Origin of the sequence: Microbulbifer variabilis (assembly GCF_023716485.1) — a bacterium.
Lineage (GTDB): Bacteria > Pseudomonadota > Gammaproteobacteria > Pseudomonadales > Cellvibrionaceae > Microbulbifer > Microbulbifer variabilis_B.
This window is the reverse complement of sequence record NZ_CP092418.1, coordinates 3,323,176-3,343,317: the sequence shown is the minus strand read 5'-3', so window position 1 is coordinate 3,343,317 and position 20,142 is coordinate 3,323,176. Positions and strand designations below refer to the sequence as shown.

Genomic DNA, 20,142 nt, shown 5'->3' with positions numbered 1-20,142 from the left:
ACAGCTTATTGCTGTCGCCAAGTGTTAAAAAATACAGGAAAGTTACATGGTAACCATTCGTTTGGCTCGTGGCGGTGCTAAAAAACGCCCGTTCTATCACCTGACCGTAACCGACAGCCGCAAGTCTCGCGACGGTCGATTCATTGAGCGTGTTGGCTTCTTCAACCCGGTTGCCCGTGGCCAGGAAGAGCGTCTGCGCATTGATCGTGAGCGTGTTGACTACTGGCTGGGTCACGGCGCTCAGGTTTCTGATCGCGTCAGCAAGCTGCTGAAAGAATCTGCTTAATTTGCGCGTAAGTGGTGCTCCTGTGACAGATAACGGAAAACCTTCCGAAGAGTTGGTCACGGTTGGGCGCGTTACTACCGTTTATGGTGTGCGCGGCTGGGTCAAGGTTCACTCCTATACCGAGCCGATGGACAACATCCTGCAGTTCCCTAATTGGCGCTTGCAGGGGCCGAAAGGTTGGGAAGCTCTCGAAATTGACGCTGGTAAGCGTCACGGTAAGGGCTTAATAGTACATGTGAAAGGCATTGATGACCGCGATTTGGCGGCTCGACTTTGCCAGCGCGATATAGCTGTAGCTCGTGAACTGATGCCTGAGCTTGAGCGAGGTGAGTATTACTGGCACCAGCTCGAGGGATTAAAGGTTGTCAGCCATTTCGATGGCGAAGATCACGACTTTGGTGTCGTCGCTCGCATGATGGAAACTGGCGCCAACGATGTAATGGTGGTGCGCGGTGGAGCGGATAAGCGCGAGCGCTTGATTCCCTATCTGCCGGATCAGTTTATAACCAATATTGACCTGGAAGCCGGTGTAATAACCGTCGACTGGGACCCAGCTTTTTAAGGCGCTGAGCGATGACTAAAAAAATCGCTCTGGTAAGCATTTTTCCGGAGATGTTTGCTGCATTGACCGAGTATGGTGTCAGCGGTCGGGCCGTCAAAGATGGCCTGTTGGAAGTACGCTGCTGGAACCCTCGGGATTTCACCAGTGACAAGCATCGCACTGTGGATGATCGCCCTTATGGCGGTGGTCCCGGAATGGTGATGATGGCTGAACCCCTTTATCAGTCCCTGCAGGCCGCGCGCGCCTGGGCTGGGGAAGAGGGCGAAGCTGTGCGCACTATCTACCTGTCTCCGCAGGGACAGCAACTGGATCAGCGCGGGGTCGAAAACCTCTCTGGCGCTGGCAATCTGGTTTTGCTGGCCGGGCGTTACGAAGGGGTAGATGAGCGTATCGTCGAATCAATGATCGACGAAGAGTGGTCCATTGGTGACTATGTCCTAAGTGGCGGTGAACTGGCCGCTATGGTGTTGGTGGACACCATTACACGCCTGATTCCCGGCGCGCTAGGGCACGACCAGTCGGCGGTTGAGGATTCATTCTCCTCGGGTCTGCTCGACTGTCCCCACTATACCCGGCCTGAACAGTACCGGGGTGTGGCGGTACCGGAAGTGTTGCTCTCGGGCAATCACGAAAGAATACGCCGCTGGCGCCTGAAGCAGGCACTGGCGCGCACACAGCAGCGTCGACCCGACCTTTTGGATGGGCTGGAGCTGAACAAGGAGCAGAAGCAACTGTTGGAAGAAATTCAACAGGAGCGGAAATCCGATAAAACTTGATGCCGGATTCGCCGGGAGGCGGGAGTAGTTCGGTGAACTAGCTGAGAAGCTACATAAACTCTATTTGGGAGCAAATCCAAATGACTAACAAAATTATCCAGCAGCTGGAGCAGGAACAGCTGAAGAGCGAAGTACCTCCCTTCGCGCCGGGCGACACTGTAATCGTTCAAGTGAAAGTAAAAGAAGGTAACCGCGAGCGTCTGCAGGCGTTCGAAGGTGTGGTAATCGGCAAGCGCAACCGCGGCCTGAACTCCTCCTTTACCGTGCGTAAAATCTCCCACGGTGTTGGTGTTGAGCGTACTTTCCAGACTCACAGCCCGCTGGTTGACAGCATCAAGGTTAAGCGTCGTGGTGACGTACGCCAGGCTAAACTCTACTACCTGCGCAGCCTGACTGGTAAAGCCGCACGTATTAAAGAGAAGCTTAACTAAGCACCTCTCATACAGCTCGCAGAAAAGCCGGGGTTATTCTCCGGCTTTTTTGTATCCGTAGTCTTCCCTTTATGGCCAGTCATGTGCCAAGCCCGAAAGGCTGAATCGCTCATGGAAGTGCATTTGAACTTCTGGCCTCACGTTTCTCCCCTTGTCCCCGACAGTTACGCTATCTACCCCTGTATCCTTTAGATCAGCGCACAACTTGGGAGTTTGTACGTAGTGTACAGTGCCTGAATATGTTAAAACGCGCCATGTGGATCTGAAATGGCATATAGCTGCCATACTGGCTGGAACTGAAGGCCGACGTTTGAGTCGAACCTCATTGAGAATTTAAGGAGCAATCGGTAATGATGCTTATCAAGAAGCCGCTGGCGCTCGCTGGAGTGCTGCTCGGTCTGCTTGGCCCAGCGGCCCTTGCAGAGGTCGACGCAAACGTTGCGAAGACAATCAAAGCCCGCCTTGAGGCAAGTAACCCCAAGCCTACTTATGGTGAAGTACGTGAGACCCCGATCGAGGGGCTCTACGAAGTAGAGCTTGACGGTGGTAGCAGTACTCTGTTTGTCTCAGCCGATGGCAACCATTTTATTCTGGGGGACCTGTTCCAGGCTAAGACTGGCGGAGGTTTTGCGAACCTCTCTGAGGGGCGCCGGGCAACTCGCCGGGCCAAGGTGATGGAAACCCAAAGCATCGACGATATGATCGTCTTCTCGCCCAAAGGCGAGACCAAAGCGCGTATCTATGTTTTCACCGATGTCGACTGTGGCTATTGCCGCAAGTTGCACCAGGATGTTCCTGAGCTGAACAAGCGCGGGATCGAAGTAAGATATTTGGCATTCCCGCGCGGCGGCCTGCAATCTCTGGGTTATCGCAAGCTCGCTACTGCCTGGTGTGCCGATGACACCAATAAAACGCTCACCGCATTGAAGAACCGCGAAAACGTGCCTTTGCAGGTCTGCAATAACAACCCGGTTGCCGCCCAATATAAATTGGGTAACGAGGTGATCGATGTACGCGGCACGCCCACTATTGTGATGGAGGATGGCAGGGTTGTGCCCGGTTATCTGCCTCCAGCCACTCTAATTAAAGAGCTGGGTATTTAAGATCAGCGGAAGAAAGCGGCCTCTCTAAAGCGGCCGCTTTTTTATCTAAGTTGGGCTCTTCAATGCTACTTTACGTGGCTGAGTCATATTCTCTGGAGCGAGAATATCATTTAACTCCTCCTCACTTAGTAACCCCTCATCCAAAATCAACTGCTTGACGCTCGCGCCCGTCATCAATGCTTGCTGGGCAATACGAGTGGCATTTTCGTAGCCGATAAACGGATTTACCGCGGTGATCAGGCCGATACTGTTTTCTACCAACTGCCGGCAATGCTCTTCATTCGCGCTGATGCCATTGACACAGCGTTGAGCCAAGGTATGCATAGCTTGGGTCATTAGGCGCATAGACTGTAGCAAGTTGAAGGCGATAACTGGTTCCATGACATTTAACTGCAGCTGGCCCGATTCCGCTGCCAAGGTGATTGTCAGGTCGTTACCGATTACTTGGTAGGCTACCTGGTTGACCACCTCGGGAATTACTGGATTTACCTTGCCAGGCATAATGGAGGAGCCAGGCTGCATCGGTGGCAGATTGATTTCGTTGAGGCCTGCGCGAGGGCCGCTGGAGAGAAGGCGTAGATCGCTGCAGATCTTTGAAATTTTTACTGCGATACGTTTCATTACCCCGGAAAACATGACGAAGGCACCCATATCAGAGGTGGCCTCTACCAGATTTTCCGCACAGACAAAATCGATGCTGGAAATTTCAGACAGTGCCGATACAACCAGTTGACGATATTGCGGGTCGGTATTAATACCTGTGCCGATTGCGGTGCCGCCCATATTGATTTCTTTAAACAGGGCTACTAGCTCTTTAACCCGAGCGACATCTTCACGAATGGTTGCAGCAAAAGCGGCAAACTCCTGCCCCAGGGTCATGGGTACTGCATCCTGTAGCTGGGTGCGGCCCATTTTAATAACCTGTGCAAATTCCTTGGCTTTGCCATCAAATTCGATACACAGCTCCTCCATAGACTGCACCAGGTCGTTGTAGCTGAGCAGGACTGCTAGGTTGATGGAGGAGGGGTAAACATCGTTGGTGGATTGCGATAGGTTTACATGGTTGTTGGGGTGAGCGTTTTTGTATTCACCCTTATTGTGGCCGAGCAATTCCAGCGCGCGATTGGCAATTACTTCATTGGCGTTCATATTGGTGGAGGTGCCGGCACCGCCTTGAATCATGTCCACCAGGAATTGATCGTGCAGCTTGCCTTCAATAATTTCATCGCAGGCTTTGGCAATTGCCGCTTCCAGGTTCTTTTCTAAGTAGCCGAGTTCGCAGTTGGCATGAGCCGCAGCCTTCTTCACCATGGCCAGCGCTTTGACCAAGTTAGGGAAGTGGTTGAGGGTGATACCAGTAATTTGGAAGTTTTCCAGGGCGCGCAGGGTTTGAATGCCAAAATAGACATCGGCCGGTACTTCGCGCTCTCCGAGCAAATCTTTTTCGATGCGGTATTCACTACTGGTAGTGAATACCGGCATGGGTTTTAGGGTGTGGAAATCGTTTGTCATGGTACTTCTGCTTTCTCTTCATCTGCATAGGGGCAAGTGCACCAATAACCAGGATTAACCTGGGTTACGGGGTGCCCGTGGTTGTTATCATTTGGGCCTTAATAGAAATTCATGCTTAAAGTGGAGTGGCAAAAAAACTCTGTGGACCTTCAGTGTTTGAGGCTCGGATATTTTCGCGAATACTGCGATTGATCTCATCGGAATCCGGGCCAAATACCCCGCACAGTTTTAATGCGTTTTTGATGCTGATATTACGTCCAAGAGATTCCAGCAATACTTTTGTACATACGGGTTCGCGCCGGTCACTGGCAGAGGCGCCCAGCTTGAGGCCGGATAAATAACTCACTCGGCTTTTATAGGTGGGATAGAGGATTGTCTGGGCGATTTCGTTGCGTGTCAGCGCTTCGTAGCCAATCAAAAATATACGCTCCGAGAGAAAAAGCAGCATGCCTTTGTAGCGGGACTTGTACCACTCCTCCCTATCTGGATAGCGCATGCGCTCGAAGCGCTGGAAGTAATATCCTTCCCCATCGGACTCGATATGCAGCAGGCTGCGAATAATATGATCGGGAAAAGTCATCGAGTAGTGATATTCAAAGTAAAAGCCCAGGTATTTATCTGCGCGCCCCTGTGACTCCCGCATTAGCAAGTCAATATCCATAGAGTAGGGGCGGGAGGATTCGACAGTCGTAGCGGTGCGGCGTACCCGAACAATTTGCTCAAACTGTTCGGCGGGCATCAAAATTTCATGGGGTTCAACACCAAAGAAGTGGCAGATTTTACTGAGAGTGTACTGTGAGGGCTGAGTATTGCCGCTGAGGTATTTGTTAAATTGTGCTCGGTTCACACCCATGCGCCGACACACTTCGGCGATGGAGCGATAGAAACTGCACAGCAGGCGTAAGTTTTGTGAAAAATTATTGCTCATCAAGGAGTATCTGCTTCTGGTCTAAATGCCCAGTATTTTCCTCTAAACCAATACCTGGTCACATTTGGTCGCCCGATAAAAAGCCGTCGGGATTTATATCTGCAACGATAAGCTGGCAGAATTTTTTCTGCGCATTGCTCAATAAATCCCGTTTGATTTTGTTAGGGGGTGCATTCCCCGCATAGCGGGGTTTCCATTAAGTCTTTAACTTCACTGTTTGTGTAGTTCATGGCTAACAGGTGATTCAATTTGGCATAGCAGGCTTCGCTGGTCATATCCAGGCCACCGATCACACCGGCGCGCAGTAGTGCGGAGCCGGCAGCGTACTTGCCGAGATCCACATGGTTTTCCAGGCATTGTGATACCGCCACACAAATAATTCCCAGCTCTGTAGCTCTGGTAAGCTGCTCGGTAAATGCCTGATTGTCGGTGGGGGCATTGCCGGTACCGTAGGTTTCAATCACTATACCGCGTGGGCGTGCTTCAATAACTTTACTGAGAAACAGCGGAGTAATTCCGGGGAATAGTTTCACCAATACAACGCTGCCATCGGCGTTATCGGGGATTTCAAACTGCGGTGTGTCTCCGTGCATCAATAAAGCATTAGGATCGATATGCACCTGGATGCCCACTTCGCCGAGGCTCGGATAATTGGGGCTGGAGAAGGCATCCAGTGAGCCGGAGCTAACTTTTACCGCACGGTTGCCGCGCAACAGCTTGCCGTTAAAGTAGAGGCAGACCTCACCGATACTATCTGAACCGCTCAACAGCAAGGCGGCGATTAAATTGTTATAGGCGTCGCTGCGCATTTCCCGCAAGGGGATCTGAGAGCCGGTTACCACTACCGGTTTGGCCAGTCCCTGCAGGGCGAAGGACAGCGCAGAGGCGGTATAAGCCATAGTATCGGTGCCGTGCAGCACAACAAAGCCTGTGTAGTGGCTATAGTTGTCGCGTATCAAGGCGGCGATGCGGTACCAGTCCTGGGGTTGCATATTGGCGCTGTCGAGGAGCGGGTCGAGGGCCTGGAAGTCATAGCTCGGCAGTTGGCCGATCACATCCTGTAGCAGGCGCTGCAGGGCACCTTCAAGATCGGCGTCCGGCACATAGCCGGATTCACTGCGGCGCATTCCCAGGGTTCCGCCAGTATAAAGGATAAGGGTTTTTTTCATCACTCGACCGCTATCTGAGTCCGTTTTTCAGTGCGCCCATTTTTTGGAAAAGGCGCGGTGGATGCAATTTCGCAGGTTGCTGGTACCTGATGCTAGTAGATGCACTTATAGCATCTACTGAGGATGGCTCCTATTTCAAGGAGTTCTTTTGGGTGACAAAAGTTTCGTTTACCCCATCGTTGAGGGTGGAGTCTGGCTGGCGCAACTTTATTGACTTTTTTGCTTTCAGCTCGGTAAGGTTGTCGATATTTTGTTAGTTTTATTTGTTTTTATTGCGTCTTCTCCTGGTGTGGCATTTTAGGTTGGGGTGCATTGCCGGGGGCCTACGCGCGGAGGGAATTTGTGAGCGCAACAATTGAAGACGTCGCAGAGGCGGCGGATCAGATGCCTGCGGTAGAGCCGCAGCGTCCAGTGCGTATTGGTGTTTGCGGTTTGGGCACGGTGGGCAGCGGAACAATCAATGTCCTGGCGCGCAATGGAAACGAAGTGGCTGCGCGTTGTGGTCGTTCGGTAGTGATTGAGCAGGTCGGGGCCCGCCGCGATAACCCCGATTGCGATACCAGTGAGCTGGATGTTACCCGCGATATCTTCGATGTCGCCAACAACCCCAATGTCGACATTTTGGTGGAGCTGATTGGCGGCACCACGGTAGCGCGTGAGCTGGTCCTGGTGGCAATTGAAAACGGCAAGCATGTGGTGACCGCGAACAAGGCACTGATCGCCGAGCACGGTAATGAGCTGTTTGAACTGGCCGCACAAAAGGGGGTCACCATTGCCTATGAAGCGGCCGTGGCCGGTGGCATCCCTATTATTAAATCCCTGCGCGAAGGCCTGGTGGGCAACCGCATCGAATGGCTCGCCGGTATTATTAATGGCACAGGAAATTATATCCTCACTGAAATGCGCGAGAAGGGTCGCAGCTTTGATGAGGCTCTGGTTCAGGCGCAGGCTTTGGGATATGCAGAAGCAGACCCGACCTTCGATGTAGAAGGCATTGATGCTGCGCACAAGCTGGTAATTATGGCTTCCCTGGCTTTCACTATCCCGCTTGCCTTCGACAAGGTATATACCGAGGGTATCAGCCGCATTTGTCCGGAGGATATCCGCTATGCCGATGAACTCGGCTATCGCATTAAACATCTGGGCATCGCGCGCCGCACAGAGCAGGGGGTGGAATTGAGGGTACATCCAACCCTGATTCCACAGCGTCGCCTGATCGCCAACGTAAATGGTGTGATGAATGCGGTGTTGGTCAACGGCGATGCGGTGGGCCCAACGCTGTATTACGGCGCAGGCGCCGGTGCCGAAGCTACAGCCTCGGCAGTGATTGCCGATATTGTCGATGTAGCGCGCACCCTGGATGCCAAGCCGGATCAGCGGGTTCCGGCTGCCGGGGTGGCCTTGGCAGAGCAGGGCGATACCCTGGTGTTGCCGGAGGAAGAGGTGGTCACCAGCTATTACCTGCGTATTTCCGCTCATGATAAGCCGGGTGTTATGTCCAAGGTGGCAACTATTTGTAGCGATCAGGGCATCAGCATTGAGGCCCTGATTCAGCACGAGCCGGTCGATGGGGAAGAATTGGTCCCAGTGGTGATTCTCACCAGCCGTGCCAGGGAGGCCTGCCTGCGCGAAGCGGTTGCACAAATTGAGGCCCTGGATACGATTGAAGGGAAAGTGGTGCGTATTCGCGTGGAGAGCCTCGGTTAAGCCCTCTCCCCTATTGCTAGATGGCGCCTTTCTCTATGAATAGGCGCCAGTTTTCTTTATTGCCTACGAGATCCAAGAGCGAAACAACACCGTGAAATTTGTCAGCACCCGCGGCCGCGCGCCGTCTCTCTCTTTTGCCGATACTGTCCTCACCGGGCTCGCCAGCGATGGCGGTCTCTATGTGCCCGAGTCACTGCCGCACTTTTCCAGCAAGGATATTGCGGCTATGGCAGGTATGGATTACCAGCGGTTGGCTTTTGAAATTATCCGGCCGTTTGTGGGAGAGGATCTCAGTGAGCGGGAGCTGCGCAATATTATCGAGCGCTCCTATGGTTTGGGGCAGGGTCAGTTTCGTCACAGGGCGGTAGCGCCTTTGGTACAGACCGATACCAACGAGTGGATTCTTGAGCTTTTCCACGGCCCGACTCTGGCCTTTAAAGATTTTGCTCTGCAGTTTCTCGGTCAGTTGTTCGACCACCTGCTGAAAAAGCGTGGTGAGCGCGTGGTGGTGATGGGGGCTACTTCGGGGGATACCGGTTCGGCGGCGATTGAAGGCTGCCGCCACTGCGACAATATCGATATTTTTATTTTGCATCCCCACAATCGGGTCTCAGAAGTACAGCGCCGGCAGATGACTACAGTGTTGTCGGACAATGTGTTTAATATTGCCATGGAAGGTAATTTCGACGATTGCCAGAATATGGTGAAGGCCAGCTTCGCCAACCAGTCTTTTTTACCCGATGGGCGCCGTTTAGTGGCGGTGAACTCCATTAATTGGGCGCGCATTATGGCGCAGATTGTCTACTACTTTTATGCCGCCTTGCGCCTGGGCGCACCAGATAAGACAGTAAATTTCTCCGTGCCCACCGGCAACTTCGGCGATATTTTTGCCGGTTACCTGGCGAAGCAGATGGGTTTGCCAATCGACCAGTTGGTGATCGCTACCAATGCCAACGATATCCTGCACCGCTGCATCAGCGATAACGATCACACGCCCAAACCGCTGATACACAGCCTGTCGCCCAGCATGGATATCATGGTGTCGAGCAATTTTGAGCGCCTGCTGTTTGATCTCTACGGCCGCGATGGTGCCGCAGTGGCGGAGTTGCTGGCAGATCGCAGTGTACCTATGCACTTGAGCGAATCGGCCCTGGCGCAGGCCCAAAAGACATTTTCCAGCTATAGGGTCGACGATGCGCGTACTATTGAGGTGATTCGTGAGCAGTACCTGGCGACCGGCTATTTGCTCGATCCCCATACCGCTATTGGTGTCGAGGCCGCAAGAAGGGTGCGCCGCTCCGCCGAGCAGCCAATGGTTTGCTTATCCACCGCACACCCGGCAAAATTCCCCGATGCTGTGGCGCAGGCACTGCCACAAACCGAAATTCCCCTGCCGGCCCATATGCAGGACCTCTGGCAACGCGAAGAGCGATTCAAGGTGCTGCCCAACGACTTGCCCCAGGTGCACGACTATATGGCGACCATGCTGTCCGAAGGGCACTAGCTGGCGCAGCGAGGGACTTGGCGGCCGGATTAAAAATAGCTGAGAGAGAATGAATACAACAATTCAGCGGCGGCCAGTGGATTTTTCCACTGGCCGTTTTGCTTCTGAAACCCCCAAAATTTTGCAGAGGGTACTGCTAGGTCGCGGTATCGTCAGCGAGGAGGCCCTGGACCACAGTCTCGCCAAGCTGCAGCAACCCCAGTCGATGCGGGGGCTGGATACAGCGGTGACACTGCTGGTGGAAGCCGTGCGGGCGCAGCAAAAAATCTTGATCGTCGGTGACTTCGATGCCGATGGTGCCACCAGCAGCACGCTCGCCGTGTTGGCACTGGGGGCCATGGGTGCGCCGGGCGTGGACTTCCTGGTGCCGAACCGCTTCGATTTTGGTTACGGCCTCACCCCGGAAATCGTAGAAGTGGCCAAGGATTACGCCCCGGATATGCTGATCACCGTGGATAACGGCATCAGCAGTATCGATGGGGTGGTGGCGGCCAAGGCCGCAGGCATGACAGTGATCGTAACCGATCACCACCTGCCCGGCAGTGAGCTGCCGGATGCCGATGCCATTGTGAACCCGAACCAGCCGAACTGTGATTTCCCCAGTAAGAATCTCGCCGGTGTGGGAGTTATCTTTTACCTGTTGAGTCGTCTACGCAGTGCCCTGCAGGAATGCGGTTGGTTTGCGCAGAGCGGTATCGCTCCGCCGAATATGGCCGAATATCTCGATTTGGTGGCGCTCGGCACTGTCGCTGACCTGGTGCCGCTGGATCACAACAACCGCATTCTGGTGCACCAGGGTATCGCCCGTATTCGTTCCGGGCGCTGCCGACCCGGTATTTCCGCTTTATTAGAGGTGGCCGGGCGAGACCAACGCAGGCTTTCCACCACCGATATTGGTTTTATCCTGGGGCCACGTATCAATGCGGCCGGGCGCCTGGATGATATTGGCACAGGCATCCGCTGCCTCCTGACCCGCGATCCCAGTGAAGCCCGTGAGTTGGCGGGGGAGCTGGATATGCTCAACCGAGACCGCAAGGCCATAGAGCAGGGTATGCAGCGGGAAGCTCTAGCGGCGTTGGAAGAACTGCAGCTGGAGGGGGAAATTCCCTGGAGCCTGTGTCTCTACGATGCCAATTGGCATCAAGGGGTGGTGGGTATTCTTGCCAGTCGTATCAAGGAGAAATTCCACCGCCCGGTAATTGCCTTTGCCGAAGGGGATAACGACCTGGTAAAAGGCTCGGCGCGTTCCATACCCGGCTTGCATATCCGCGATGCCCTGAGCGATGTGGCCGCAGCCAATCCTGAGCTGATCAGTAAATTCGGCGGTCATGCCATGGCCGCAGGGTTGAGTCTGCCTGCACAAAACCTCGATGCTTTCCGGGCGGAGTTTGAACGAGTGGTGCGCAAGCGCCTGGATGAGAATCAATTGCAGGCCGTGATCGATTCCGATGGTGAATTGGATATTGCAGACTACACCCTGCAAACCGCGGCCCTGTTGCGTGCCTGTGCCCCCTGGGGGCAGGCGTTTCCCGAGCCGGTCTTCGATGGCGAGTTTCTATTGCTTCAGCAACGCATTGTCGGCGAGCGGCACCTGAAAATGGTGGTCGCTCCGCCGCAGGCGCCACAGCTGGCCCTTGATGCCATTGCTTTTAATATAGATACAGACCAGTGGCCGCAGCCCACCGAGCGAGTGCGCCTGGCTTACAAGTTAGACGTCAACGAATTTCGTGGGCGCGAATCCCTGCAATTAATGGTGAGCCTGCTGGAGGCTATATAGGAGCACCTTTCGGAAAGTTGTGAATTGCTTGGAGCTTGTTCACAGCAGTAATAAAAAGTGGTTGGAAGTAAAAAGTAGTGAAACGTAAACAAGTCCAGGCCGAAGTCCTGCTGTTATTAGCCGCTCTTTTCTGGGGCGTCGCCTTTGTGCCACAAAAGATCGCCATGGCAGATATTGAGCCGTTGGCGTTCAATGCCTGGCGCTTTATCCTCGGCGGCCTGATTTTAGTGCCCATCGTTTATTGGCTATCTTCGCGCAGAGATGCTCAACCTGGCGAGGCGAACGGACATACCGTTAGCCACCGCTGGAGAGCCTGTTTACCCGGCGGTGCTCTACTCGGTTTTTGGTTGTTCCTAGGTGCGGCGCTGCAACAGATCAGCCTGCTTTACACCACTGCTGGCCGCGCTGGTTTTATCACCGGGTTTTACCTCTTGTTGGTGCCGGTTATCGGTTTGTCCCTCGGGCATAAAACCAATCGCTGGACTTGGGGCGGTATTGGCCTGGCTTTATTTGGCCTCTACTGGCTGGCGGACTTCAGTGAAGAGTCTCAGTTAGTTGGCGACCTGATGGTATTTGCCAGTGCTTTTGTCTTTGCCATTCAGGTGCTCTCTGCGGATCGCTTGGTGAAACGCTACGATGCACTGCGTCTGGCCTGTATTCAGTTTCTGGTCTGTGGTCTGTTGTCGGCCCTGGCGTCGCTCTTCACCGAGCAGGCAACGATACAGTCCGCTATGGATGCGGCCTGGCCGATCGCCTACATGATGATTTTCTCCACTGCGTTGGCATTTACTTTCCAGTTGCTGGCTCAGCGCCATGCGGCACCATCCCACGCCACGGTGATTATGAGCCTGGAGGCGGTGTTTGCTCTAGCGGCAGGCTGGTTATTCCTTAATGAGATGCTTAACACCACCGAATTGATTGGCTGTGGCCTGATGCTGGCTGGGATGCTGGTAAGCCATTATGGGAACCACAGTGGTACCCATCACTAGGAAAATACAATGGAATTGTCTGTACTCGCGCTTTTTGTCCCCGCCAGTTTTTTTGCCTCGGTAACCCCGGGACTGTGCATGATGCTGGCCCTAAGCCTTGGTATTACGGTAGGGGTGCGCCACACCCTGTGGATGATGGTTGGCGAGCTGGTAGGAGTAGCGCTGGTGGCCTTGGCTACGGTGCTTGGTGCGGCGGTGGTGATGGTGCAGTATCCCACTGTATTTCAGCTATTTAAATACTGCGGTGGTGCCTACCTCGCCTGGATGGGCATGCAGATGTGGCGTTCCCGGGGGCAGCTGGCTTCTCTGGATGCGGCACAGGGGCGCGCTCGGCCCTCCGCAAAAGCGCTGATTGTTCAGGGATTTATTACTGCGGTTGCAAATCCTAAGGGGTGGGCCTTCTTTATTGCCCTGTTGCCGCCCTTTATCAACCAAAGCAAGCCCTTGGCACCGCAGCTCTCTGTGTTGATCGCCACCATACTGTTGCTGGAAACCTTGTGTTTGCTGATTTACGCTGGGGGTGGTCAGGCCCTCAGTCGCCTGCTGGAACGCGCTGAAAATGTACGTTTAATTAACCGTATTTCCGGTACTTTGTTGTTACTGGTGGGAGCCTGGCTAGCGCTGTCTTAAGCTGGGTGGCCATTGCTTTATGGAGGAAGTGTGATGGTGAAAATAAAATTGTCTGCTCTGCTGGTGCTGACTTTACTGGCTATGGCGGCCTGCGGTGGAGCCAAGGAGGAAAAGGCTATGGAAAATCAGGTAGAGAATACCCCGGGCTCCAGTCAGCCAGAGGTGACGTCCAACCCTCCCGCAATTAGGTCGGGTGAACTGGTTTGGGTCTATCGCAAGAGTGGCCGCAAGCAGTGCGAGGGCGGTGGCATGACGTTACAGCAGAGTCAGGCCAAGTTACGGGAAAATGGTTTGATGGTGCAGGAATCCCGCTGCGGTGTGCGCACAGATCGAATGTTTCCGGCTGTCTGCGGTGCACCCACAGGGGATATATTGTTGCACTTGATCAGTATGGATGCTCTGGATGCCGCCCTGGAGCTGGGTTACGACCCCGCCGAAAAGATGCAGTATCAATTTTCCCAGTGCCGGGATAACAGCGCTTAAGGGTAAACTCTAGTGGTCAATAGGTTGGGAGTTGGCAGTGAATATTTCTCAGGCGGCACAGCATTCGGGGCTCAGTAGTAAGGCCCTGCGCCACTATGAATCGATCGGTTTGGTGTCTCCCGCGCGCAAGGCCAATGGCTACCGCCATTACACCGAGGACAATCTGGAGACCTTGCGCTTTATCCAGCGCGCTCGCGCCTGCGGCTTCTCCATAGAGGAGGTACGCACTTTGTTGGGGCTTAAGGGTAATCCCGAGCGACACAGCCGCGAAACTAAGCAGTTGGTGCACGAAAAGCTCTCCATGCTGGAAACCCAGTTGCGCGATATGTTGGCAATGCGTGAAACCCTACATTCGTTTGTCGACAGTTGTGCCGGTGATGACTCACCGGACTGCGCGATTTTGCAGCAGTTATCCGGCCAGTTTGGCAAATAGGGATTTTGCGCAATTTACAGCGGCTGGCTGACTGGAAGGACCCCCGCGCGCTGCGGTAGAATGCGCGCCGCTTTTTATTTTGTCCGGACACCGAAAGTTCATGGAAATCAATCCCCTCCTCAATCAATTAAAAGACCTCGAAGAGCGCACTGACGTTCTTAGGGGGTATCTTTGACTACGCCAGCAAGAAAGAACGCCTTACCGAAGTAGAGCTGGAGCTGGCTGAGCCGAGCGTTTGGGATGACCCCAACCGCGCGCAGGAACTGGGGCGCGAGCGCTCCTCCCTGGAAACGGTGGTTAATACCATCGAAAACCTCGACTCCGGCATCGCCGATTGCCGCGAGCTGTTAGAAATGGCGGTCGAGGAAAATGATGAGGACTCCGTAGGGGAGGTCTCCACTGAGATCGAAGGCCTCCAGCAGCAGCTGGGGATTCTGGAATTCCGCCGTATGTTCTCCGGCGAGAACGACGAGAACAATGCCTACCTGGATATTCAGGCCGGCTCCGGCGGTACCGAGGCCCAGGACTGGGCGGAAATGATCCTGCGTATGTACCTGCGCTGGGGCGAAGCCCACGGCTTCAAGACCACCCTGGAAGAGGTCTCAGCAGGGGAAGTGGCCGGTATCAAGAGTGCCACTGTGCATTTCGCCGGCGACCACGCATTCGGCTGGTTGCGCACAGAAACCGGTGTACACCGCCTGGTGCGCAAATCGCCGTTTGATTCCGGCAACCGCCGTCACACTTCTTTCAGCTCGGTATTTGTGTCGCCGGAAATCGATGACAATATCGAGATTGAAATCGACAAATCCCAGGTGCGTGAAGATACTTACCGCGCGTCCGGCGCCGGTGGTCAGCACGTGAACAAAACCGATTCTGCGGTGCGTTTGACCCACACAGAATCCGGTATCGTCGTGCAGTGCCAGAGCGAGCGCTCCCAGCACCAGAACCGCGATAAAGCCTGGAAAATGCTGCGCGCAAAAATGTACGAGCAGGAAATGCTCAAGCGCAACGCAGAGAAGCAGGCCATGGAAGACAGCAAGGCCGACATCGGTTGGGGCAGTCAGATCCGCTCCTACGTGTTGGACGACCAGCGTATCAAGGACCTGCGTACCAGTGTCCAGACCAGCAACTGCCAGGCAGTACTGGATGGAGACCTGGACCAGTTTATCGAAGCCAGCCTCAAAGCCGGCCTCTGATTTAAAGACTCCACTCTCACCGCGCCCCTCGTCTCTCACACATGGGACGAGGGGTAATATCACTCACAAAACTGATAGATCACCATGACTGATATCCAGCAAGACGAAAACAAACTGATCGCCGAGCGCCGCACCAAGCTTTCCGCTCTGCGCGAGAAGGGCAATGCTTTCCCCAACAGTTTTCGCCGCGAGAACCTCGCTGCCGACCTGCAAGCTGAGTTCGGCGATAAACAGAAAGAGGAGCTGGAAGAACTGGGTAAACGGGCGTGCGTAGCGGGGCGAATCCTGGCTAAACGCGGACCCTTTATGGTGATCCAGGATGTGTCTGACCGCATCCAGCTCTACGCTGATAAAGCGGCACAGAAAGATATTAAAGAGCGCTTCGGTGCCTGGGATATCGGCGATATCGTCGGCGTAAAAGGCACACTGCACAAATCCGGCAAGGGCGATCTCTACGTCAACTGTGAAGAGTACAGCCTGCTAACCAAAGCGCTGCGCCCGCTGCCGGAAAAATTCCACGGCATTGCCGACCAGGAAATGCGCTATCGCCAGCGCTACGTGGACCTGATCGCCACGCCAGAAGCCCGCGAAGTGTTCCGAGTGCGCTCCAAAGTGATCGAGTACATCCGCGACTTCCTCAATGGCCAGCAGTTTATGGAAGTGGAAACGCCCATGCTGCAAGTTATTCCCGGTGGTGCCAGCGCGCGTCCGTTCGTCACTCACCACAATGCGCTGGATATCGATATGTACCTGCGTATTGCCCCAGAGCTGTACCTGAAGCGTCTGGTTGTGGGTGGTTTTGAGCGGGTTTACGAGATCAACCGCAACTTCCGCAACGAGGGCCTGTCCACGCGCCACAACCCCGAATTCACCATGCTTGAGTTCTACCAGGCGTACGCGGACTACAACGACCTGATGGATCTCACCGAGAAGATGCTGCGCGGTATCTGTGAAGATGTACTGGGCTCCACGACTGTGGAATACCAGGGCAGCAGCTACGACTTCTCCAAGCCGTTCGCGCGCTTGTCTGTGTTCGACTCCATCCTGCACTACAACCCGGAACTGACTGCGGCCGATATCGACAATATCGAATCCGCCCGCGCCGTTGCCGAGAAGCTGGAAATCCCGCTGAAAGACAGCTGGGGCCTGGGTAAGGTACAGATCGAGATCTTCGAGAAGACTGTAGAGCACCGTCTCGACCAGCCGACCTTTATCACTGAGTACCCAACCGAAGTGTCTCCATTGGCTCGTCGCAACGATGACAACCCGTTTGTCACCGACCGCTTTGAGTTCTTCGTTGGCGGCCGCGAGATTGCCAATGGCTTCTCCGAGCTGAACGACGCAGAAGATCAGGCCGAACGCTTTAAAGCCCAGGTTGCAGAGAAAGATGCCGGTGACGATGAAGCCATGCATTACGACGCCGATTATATCCGCGCGCTGGAATACGGCCTGCCGCCCACCGCTGGTGAGGGCATTGGCATCGACCGTCTGGTAATGCTGTTTACCAACTCTCCATCGATCCGCGACGTACTGCTGTTCCCGCATATGCGCCCTGAAGTGAACGACTAAGCGAGCAAAAACGTAAATCCTGCGCACTATCCCAAGTGCTTACAGCCACCGCGCCATTTCCGGCGCGGTGCTTTCCCTTCGGTCAATTCCCCGCCTGGCTATCGCTATCTATTCTTAATGGATGCTTATTGAGATTGAACCTCGGTAAAACCATTAAGTGGAGATGCTCTTGTCAGTAATAAGGGCGGTGGCAATTATTTCTGGGTTAATAGCGCTTTTTTTTTCGTGTGCAATTTCAGCCCAATATGCGCCTCAGAGCCGCCCCCCTGCGACAACCGTAGATGACTGGCGCTTTGCGGCCACCCCCTACATTTTTCTGCCACTTCGCACCAAAGGAAAGGCCACTGTGGCGGATACCACTGTGGATGTAGATCTGAACTTAAGAAAAACCCTAGAGCTCCTGAATGCGGCTTTTTCTGTACGTCTGGAAGCTTGGAGAGGACGCTTTGGCCTGGTTTCGGACCTCTATTATGTACACCTCAATTTAAATGAGGGCACAACGATTGCGCCACCCCGAAATCCCCAGTTGGATATAGATGTTGATATCGATGTGAATGTGGATGTTCATCAGGCGTGGGTGGCTGCATTTGGCGCTTACCGGGTACTGCAAGGCTATTTTGGCGAAAGCGAGCGGCGCTATTTTTGGGATATAGGCGTGGGTGTACGTTGGAATCGCCTGAGGCAGGAAGTAAAAGCCCGCGTGGGTATTGATATCGGCAGAATGCCAGAAATCCAAAATCGTCTGGGGGGCCGCAAAAGTTGGTGGGAGCCGACTATTGGTACCCGTGTGGGCTTTGCTGTGAATGACTGCCTGACCCTGGGGGCGCGTACCGAAATCGGCGGTTTCGGAGCTGGTGGTGATGATTTGCAGTGGAATCTATTGGCAGGATTAGACTGGCGCGCCTGGAAAACTACCTCATTGCGCCTGGGCTACCAATATTACAGTATTAATTATTCCGATCGACTTTCTGATGGTCGCTTTGCCTATGATATTACCCAGCATGGACCCTATCTGGCGGTGACTTGGCGCTGGTAAATGGAATAGTTTTTTGTTTCTGCGCTGAGCTTGGTTTCCCTTTGTAAATACCTCTTATTAGTGATTAATATCTGTTAAAAAATTTTTCTGTGATCAATTTTTTAAGGTGGGCGCTGGTAAGGAGGTGAAAATATAACAAGTGATTCTATTTGGTTCTAATGTTCTATTTTTGTGGTTTGTTGACTTGCTGGAAAGTTTGAGTCAGGAGCGAATTTCCATTTTAAATGGCAGTTATGATAATGATGGTTGAAGTTATCACTTTATGAGTTTGCAAAGATATATGGAATCATAGTGCGTAAGGCTATTAGAGATAATGCAGATGCGTTTTTTATGTTGTGGCAGTTCTATCAATATTATCAGAGCTCCTTTAATTTGGAAGTTGTTGATAGTAGAGGTCGGTACGATATAGATGAAGAGCATCTAAGTGATTTGATAGCTGGCAATGAAAAATGTGATGCATATATTATTCTGGTTGAAGGTGGGATTGCTGGTTTTTTAACTATGGAGCAAGCCGAAATTATTGGTGTCGAAATGCCGAAATTGTCTGATATGTTTATTATTCCAAAATATCGCTGTCAAGGGGTGGGGAGTAAAATAGTTAGGGTTTTATGCTTAAGGAAACCGGTCAGTGGCATGTGGAGCAGTCTATAGGAGGGTGCTTTTCACTTCAGATTAGGGAGGTTTTTTCAAAAATTAATGTAGCAAAAGTCAGTAAGGTTGAGTTCTCTAAAACTCCAGAGTTTTATGAGTGTGTGGTAACAAATATCTAATAAATAGAGGTATTTTTTGAGTATAAGTTTTTATCGTGCAGCAACATTTTGATAAAGTTAATTTACTGTGCGTGATAAATGGAGTTGGGGGTTTGGTTTCTGTGGGGTAAGTGATAGGGTTATTGAGGTGTTGCTTATTGCGCTTGAGTTGAGAGTGGTTGAGGCCGGTATCCTTGCTGTTAGATATTCGATAAAAGTTGGGCATAACGGAAAAATAACGATGAATATAGAGGTCAATTCCTGGGTTTTTAAGAAAGTTAGACGTTGCTGTTGTTGAGTCGCAGTTGGATGATTGAGGGAATCCGTATCTGCTATTGCATGTTGAGTTAGATTAAGTTTGAAAGCTTTGGCTTGGTGGGTGAGGTGATATAATTTAATCTTCGTAATTTTACTTCCCTAAAGGTTCTGTGCATTATTGGAAGATAAAAATTTAACTATTGGGAATAAGATGAATTCAACGGTTCAATTAATTCAGCCGGTGGTGGCTTTGCTGATTTGGTCAATGGTTATGTGGTTTTGGATGTATGCAACAAGATTGCCGGCGATTGCATCTATGAAAATGAAGTTGGACTCTGAAGTGCCATCCGGAGTCCAAATGTCACAGCTTCCGGCAAGGGTTAGATGGAAGGCGGATAATTATAATCATTTAATGGAGCAGCCTACTCTATTTTACGCAGCAGTTTTCTCATTGGCTTTTCTAGGCGCACTCACGGAGTTTATCGTTTATACTGCTTGGGCATATGTGGGTTTAAGAGTGATTCATAGTCTTGTTCAGGCTTTAGTGAATAAAATAGAATTTCGCTTTGTTGTCTTCGCTTTATCCAATATTCCCTTAGTAATACTAATATGTAAAGCAGCGATTCAAGCCTTTAAATAGTGATTAAAAAAGCAAAATTATTCGTTATATTTTGGTGCTTGTTATTGGTTAAGGTTATATTACCTTGGTAAAGCTAATCTGACTTGGTGTGTGGCCACTGGCCCAGTTTTGCCGTCGAAGAAAGAGTACTTTTCCAACCCATCTGCTAAGGATGATCATGTCCCCCGAGAATGAATGTTTGTAAGTTGTAAATGGAGGGAAGCATCTTTTTGGCTACTAGTATTTGTTCTAGATTGACCTAGCCTAAGAACAGGCCTTCTTGTTTGTGCGGTAGGTGGTTTTAATTATGAGTAACTAAGGGGCGGTTGCATCCCCATTTTTTTCTGTGTAAGTTTCTTGTTATTCGTTTTTAGCCATGTTTAATGGAAATAGTATTGTCGATTAATGGGTGGGCAAATAATACA

The 20,142-nt window shown here is 52.4% G+C and carries 20 protein-coding genes; 17 read left to right on the top strand and 3 right to left on the bottom strand.

Features of this window, described 5'->3' with window-relative positions:
• Window positions 1-46 precede the first annotated feature (46 nt).
• The 5 genes from rpsP (at window position 47) to MJO52_RS14830 (ending at window position 3,158) form a co-directional block, all read left to right on the top strand.
• Window positions 47-286, top strand: a complete 240-nt coding sequence (rpsP, locus tag MJO52_RS14850; RefSeq protein WP_226648429.1) for a 30S ribosomal protein S16 — start codon at window positions 47-49, stop codon at window positions 284-286.
• Window positions 287-308: 22 nt separating this feature from the next.
• Window positions 309-848: a ribosome maturation factor RimM gene (rimM, locus tag MJO52_RS14845; protein ID WP_252082641.1), complete on the top strand. Its 540-nt coding sequence runs from the start codon at window positions 309-311 to the stop codon at window positions 846-848.
• An 11-nt stretch (window positions 849-859) separates the two neighbouring features.
• Window positions 860-1,624, top strand: a complete 765-nt coding sequence (trmD, locus tag MJO52_RS14840; protein ID WP_252082639.1) for a tRNA (guanosine(37)-N1)-methyltransferase TrmD — start codon at window positions 860-862, stop codon at window positions 1,622-1,624.
• Between the two features lie 74 nt (window positions 1,625-1,698).
• Entirely contained in the window at window positions 1,699-2,055 is a 357-nt protein-coding gene (gene rplS / locus MJO52_RS14835; RefSeq protein ID WP_286037023.1) for a 50S ribosomal protein L19, read from the top strand.
• Window positions 2,056-2,405: 350 nt separating this feature from the next.
• On the top strand, window positions 2,406-3,158 hold the full coding sequence (locus MJO52_RS14830) for a DsbC family protein (RefSeq protein ID WP_252082637.1): 753 nt from the start codon (window positions 2,406-2,408) through the stop codon (window positions 3,156-3,158).
• Window positions 3,159-3,203: 45 nt separating this feature from the next.
• On the opposite strand, the gene aspA is transcribed toward MJO52_RS14830, so the two are convergent.
• From aspA to MJO52_RS14815, 3 genes are all read right to left on the bottom strand, one after another.
• The gene (gene aspA / locus MJO52_RS14825) at window positions 3,204-4,670 is read right to left on the bottom strand and encodes an aspartate ammonia-lyase (RefSeq protein WP_252082635.1); all 1,467 of its coding nucleotides are present in this window, start codon (window positions 4,668-4,670) and stop codon (window positions 3,204-3,206) included.
• A gap of 115 nt (window positions 4,671-4,785) precedes the next feature.
• Complete coding sequence (locus tag MJO52_RS14820) at window positions 4,786-5,598, bottom strand: helix-turn-helix domain-containing protein (protein WP_252082633.1); 813 nt, start codon at window positions 5,596-5,598, stop codon at window positions 4,786-4,788.
• A 161-nt stretch (window positions 5,599-5,759) separates the two neighbouring features.
• Window positions 5,760-6,767, bottom strand: coding sequence for an asparaginase (locus tag MJO52_RS14815; RefSeq protein ID WP_252082632.1), 1,008 nt, complete (start codon window positions 6,765-6,767; stop codon window positions 5,760-5,762).
• Between the two features lie 384 nt (window positions 6,768-7,151).
• Here MJO52_RS14815 and MJO52_RS14810 point away from each other — a divergent pair, with 384 nt between their 5' ends.
• From MJO52_RS14810 to MJO52_RS14755, 12 genes are all read left to right on the top strand, one after another.
• Complete coding sequence (locus MJO52_RS14810; protein ID WP_252086007.1) at window positions 7,152-8,474, top strand: homoserine dehydrogenase; 1,323 nt, start codon at window positions 7,152-7,154, stop codon at window positions 8,472-8,474.
• A gap of 91 nt (window positions 8,475-8,565) precedes the next feature.
• Complete coding sequence (gene thrC, locus MJO52_RS14805; protein ID WP_252082629.1) at window positions 8,566-9,978, top strand: threonine synthase; 1,413 nt, start codon at window positions 8,566-8,568, stop codon at window positions 9,976-9,978.
• 49 nt (window positions 9,979-10,027) lie between these two features.
• Complete coding sequence (gene recJ, locus MJO52_RS14800) at window positions 10,028-11,755, top strand: single-stranded-DNA-specific exonuclease RecJ (protein ID WP_252082627.1); 1,728 nt, start codon at window positions 10,028-10,030, stop codon at window positions 11,753-11,755.
• 77 nt (window positions 11,756-11,832) lie between these two features.
• Entirely contained in the window at window positions 11,833-12,744 is a 912-nt protein-coding gene (locus MJO52_RS14795) for a DMT family transporter (protein WP_252082623.1), read from the top strand.
• 9 nt (window positions 12,745-12,753) lie between these two features.
• Complete coding sequence (locus tag MJO52_RS14790) at window positions 12,754-13,374, top strand: LysE family translocator (RefSeq protein WP_252082621.1); 621 nt, start codon at window positions 12,754-12,756, stop codon at window positions 13,372-13,374.
• 33 nt (window positions 13,375-13,407) lie between these two features.
• Window positions 13,408-13,857 (top strand): hypothetical protein, encoded by a 450-nt coding sequence (locus tag MJO52_RS14785; protein ID WP_252082619.1) that lies wholly within the window; start codon window positions 13,408-13,410, stop codon window positions 13,855-13,857.
• Between the two features lie 37 nt (window positions 13,858-13,894).
• Window positions 13,895-14,290, top strand: a complete 396-nt coding sequence (locus MJO52_RS14780) for a MerR family transcriptional regulator (RefSeq protein WP_252082617.1) — start codon at window positions 13,895-13,897, stop codon at window positions 14,288-14,290.
• Window positions 14,291-14,390: 100 nt separating this feature from the next.
• Window positions 14,391-15,486 (top strand): peptide chain release factor 2 gene (gene prfB, locus MJO52_RS14775; protein WP_157533496.1). Its coding sequence is split into 2 segments (ribosomal slippage): window positions 14,391-14,462 and window positions 14,464-15,486, totalling 1,095 coding nucleotides; the frame shifts between segments, so codons are not numbered across the junction.
• An 84-nt stretch (window positions 15,487-15,570) separates the two neighbouring features.
• The gene (lysS, locus tag MJO52_RS14770) at window positions 15,571-17,055 is read left to right on the top strand and encodes a lysine--tRNA ligase (protein WP_252082616.1); all 1,485 of its coding nucleotides are present in this window, start codon (window positions 15,571-15,573) and stop codon (window positions 17,053-17,055) included.
• Window positions 17,056-17,224: 169 nt separating this feature from the next.
• Complete coding sequence (locus tag MJO52_RS14765) at window positions 17,225-18,091, top strand: hypothetical protein (protein WP_252082614.1); 867 nt, start codon at window positions 17,225-17,227, stop codon at window positions 18,089-18,091.
• A 291-nt stretch (window positions 18,092-18,382) separates the two neighbouring features.
• Window positions 18,383-18,742: a GNAT family N-acetyltransferase gene (locus MJO52_RS14760; protein WP_252082612.1), complete on the top strand. Its 360-nt coding sequence runs from the start codon at window positions 18,383-18,385 to the stop codon at window positions 18,740-18,742.
• 567 nt (window positions 18,743-19,309) lie between these two features.
• Entirely contained in the window at window positions 19,310-19,738 is a 429-nt protein-coding gene (locus MJO52_RS14755) for an MAPEG family protein (RefSeq protein ID WP_252082611.1), read from the top strand.
• The last annotated feature ends 404 nt before the right edge of the window (window positions 19,739-20,142 follow it).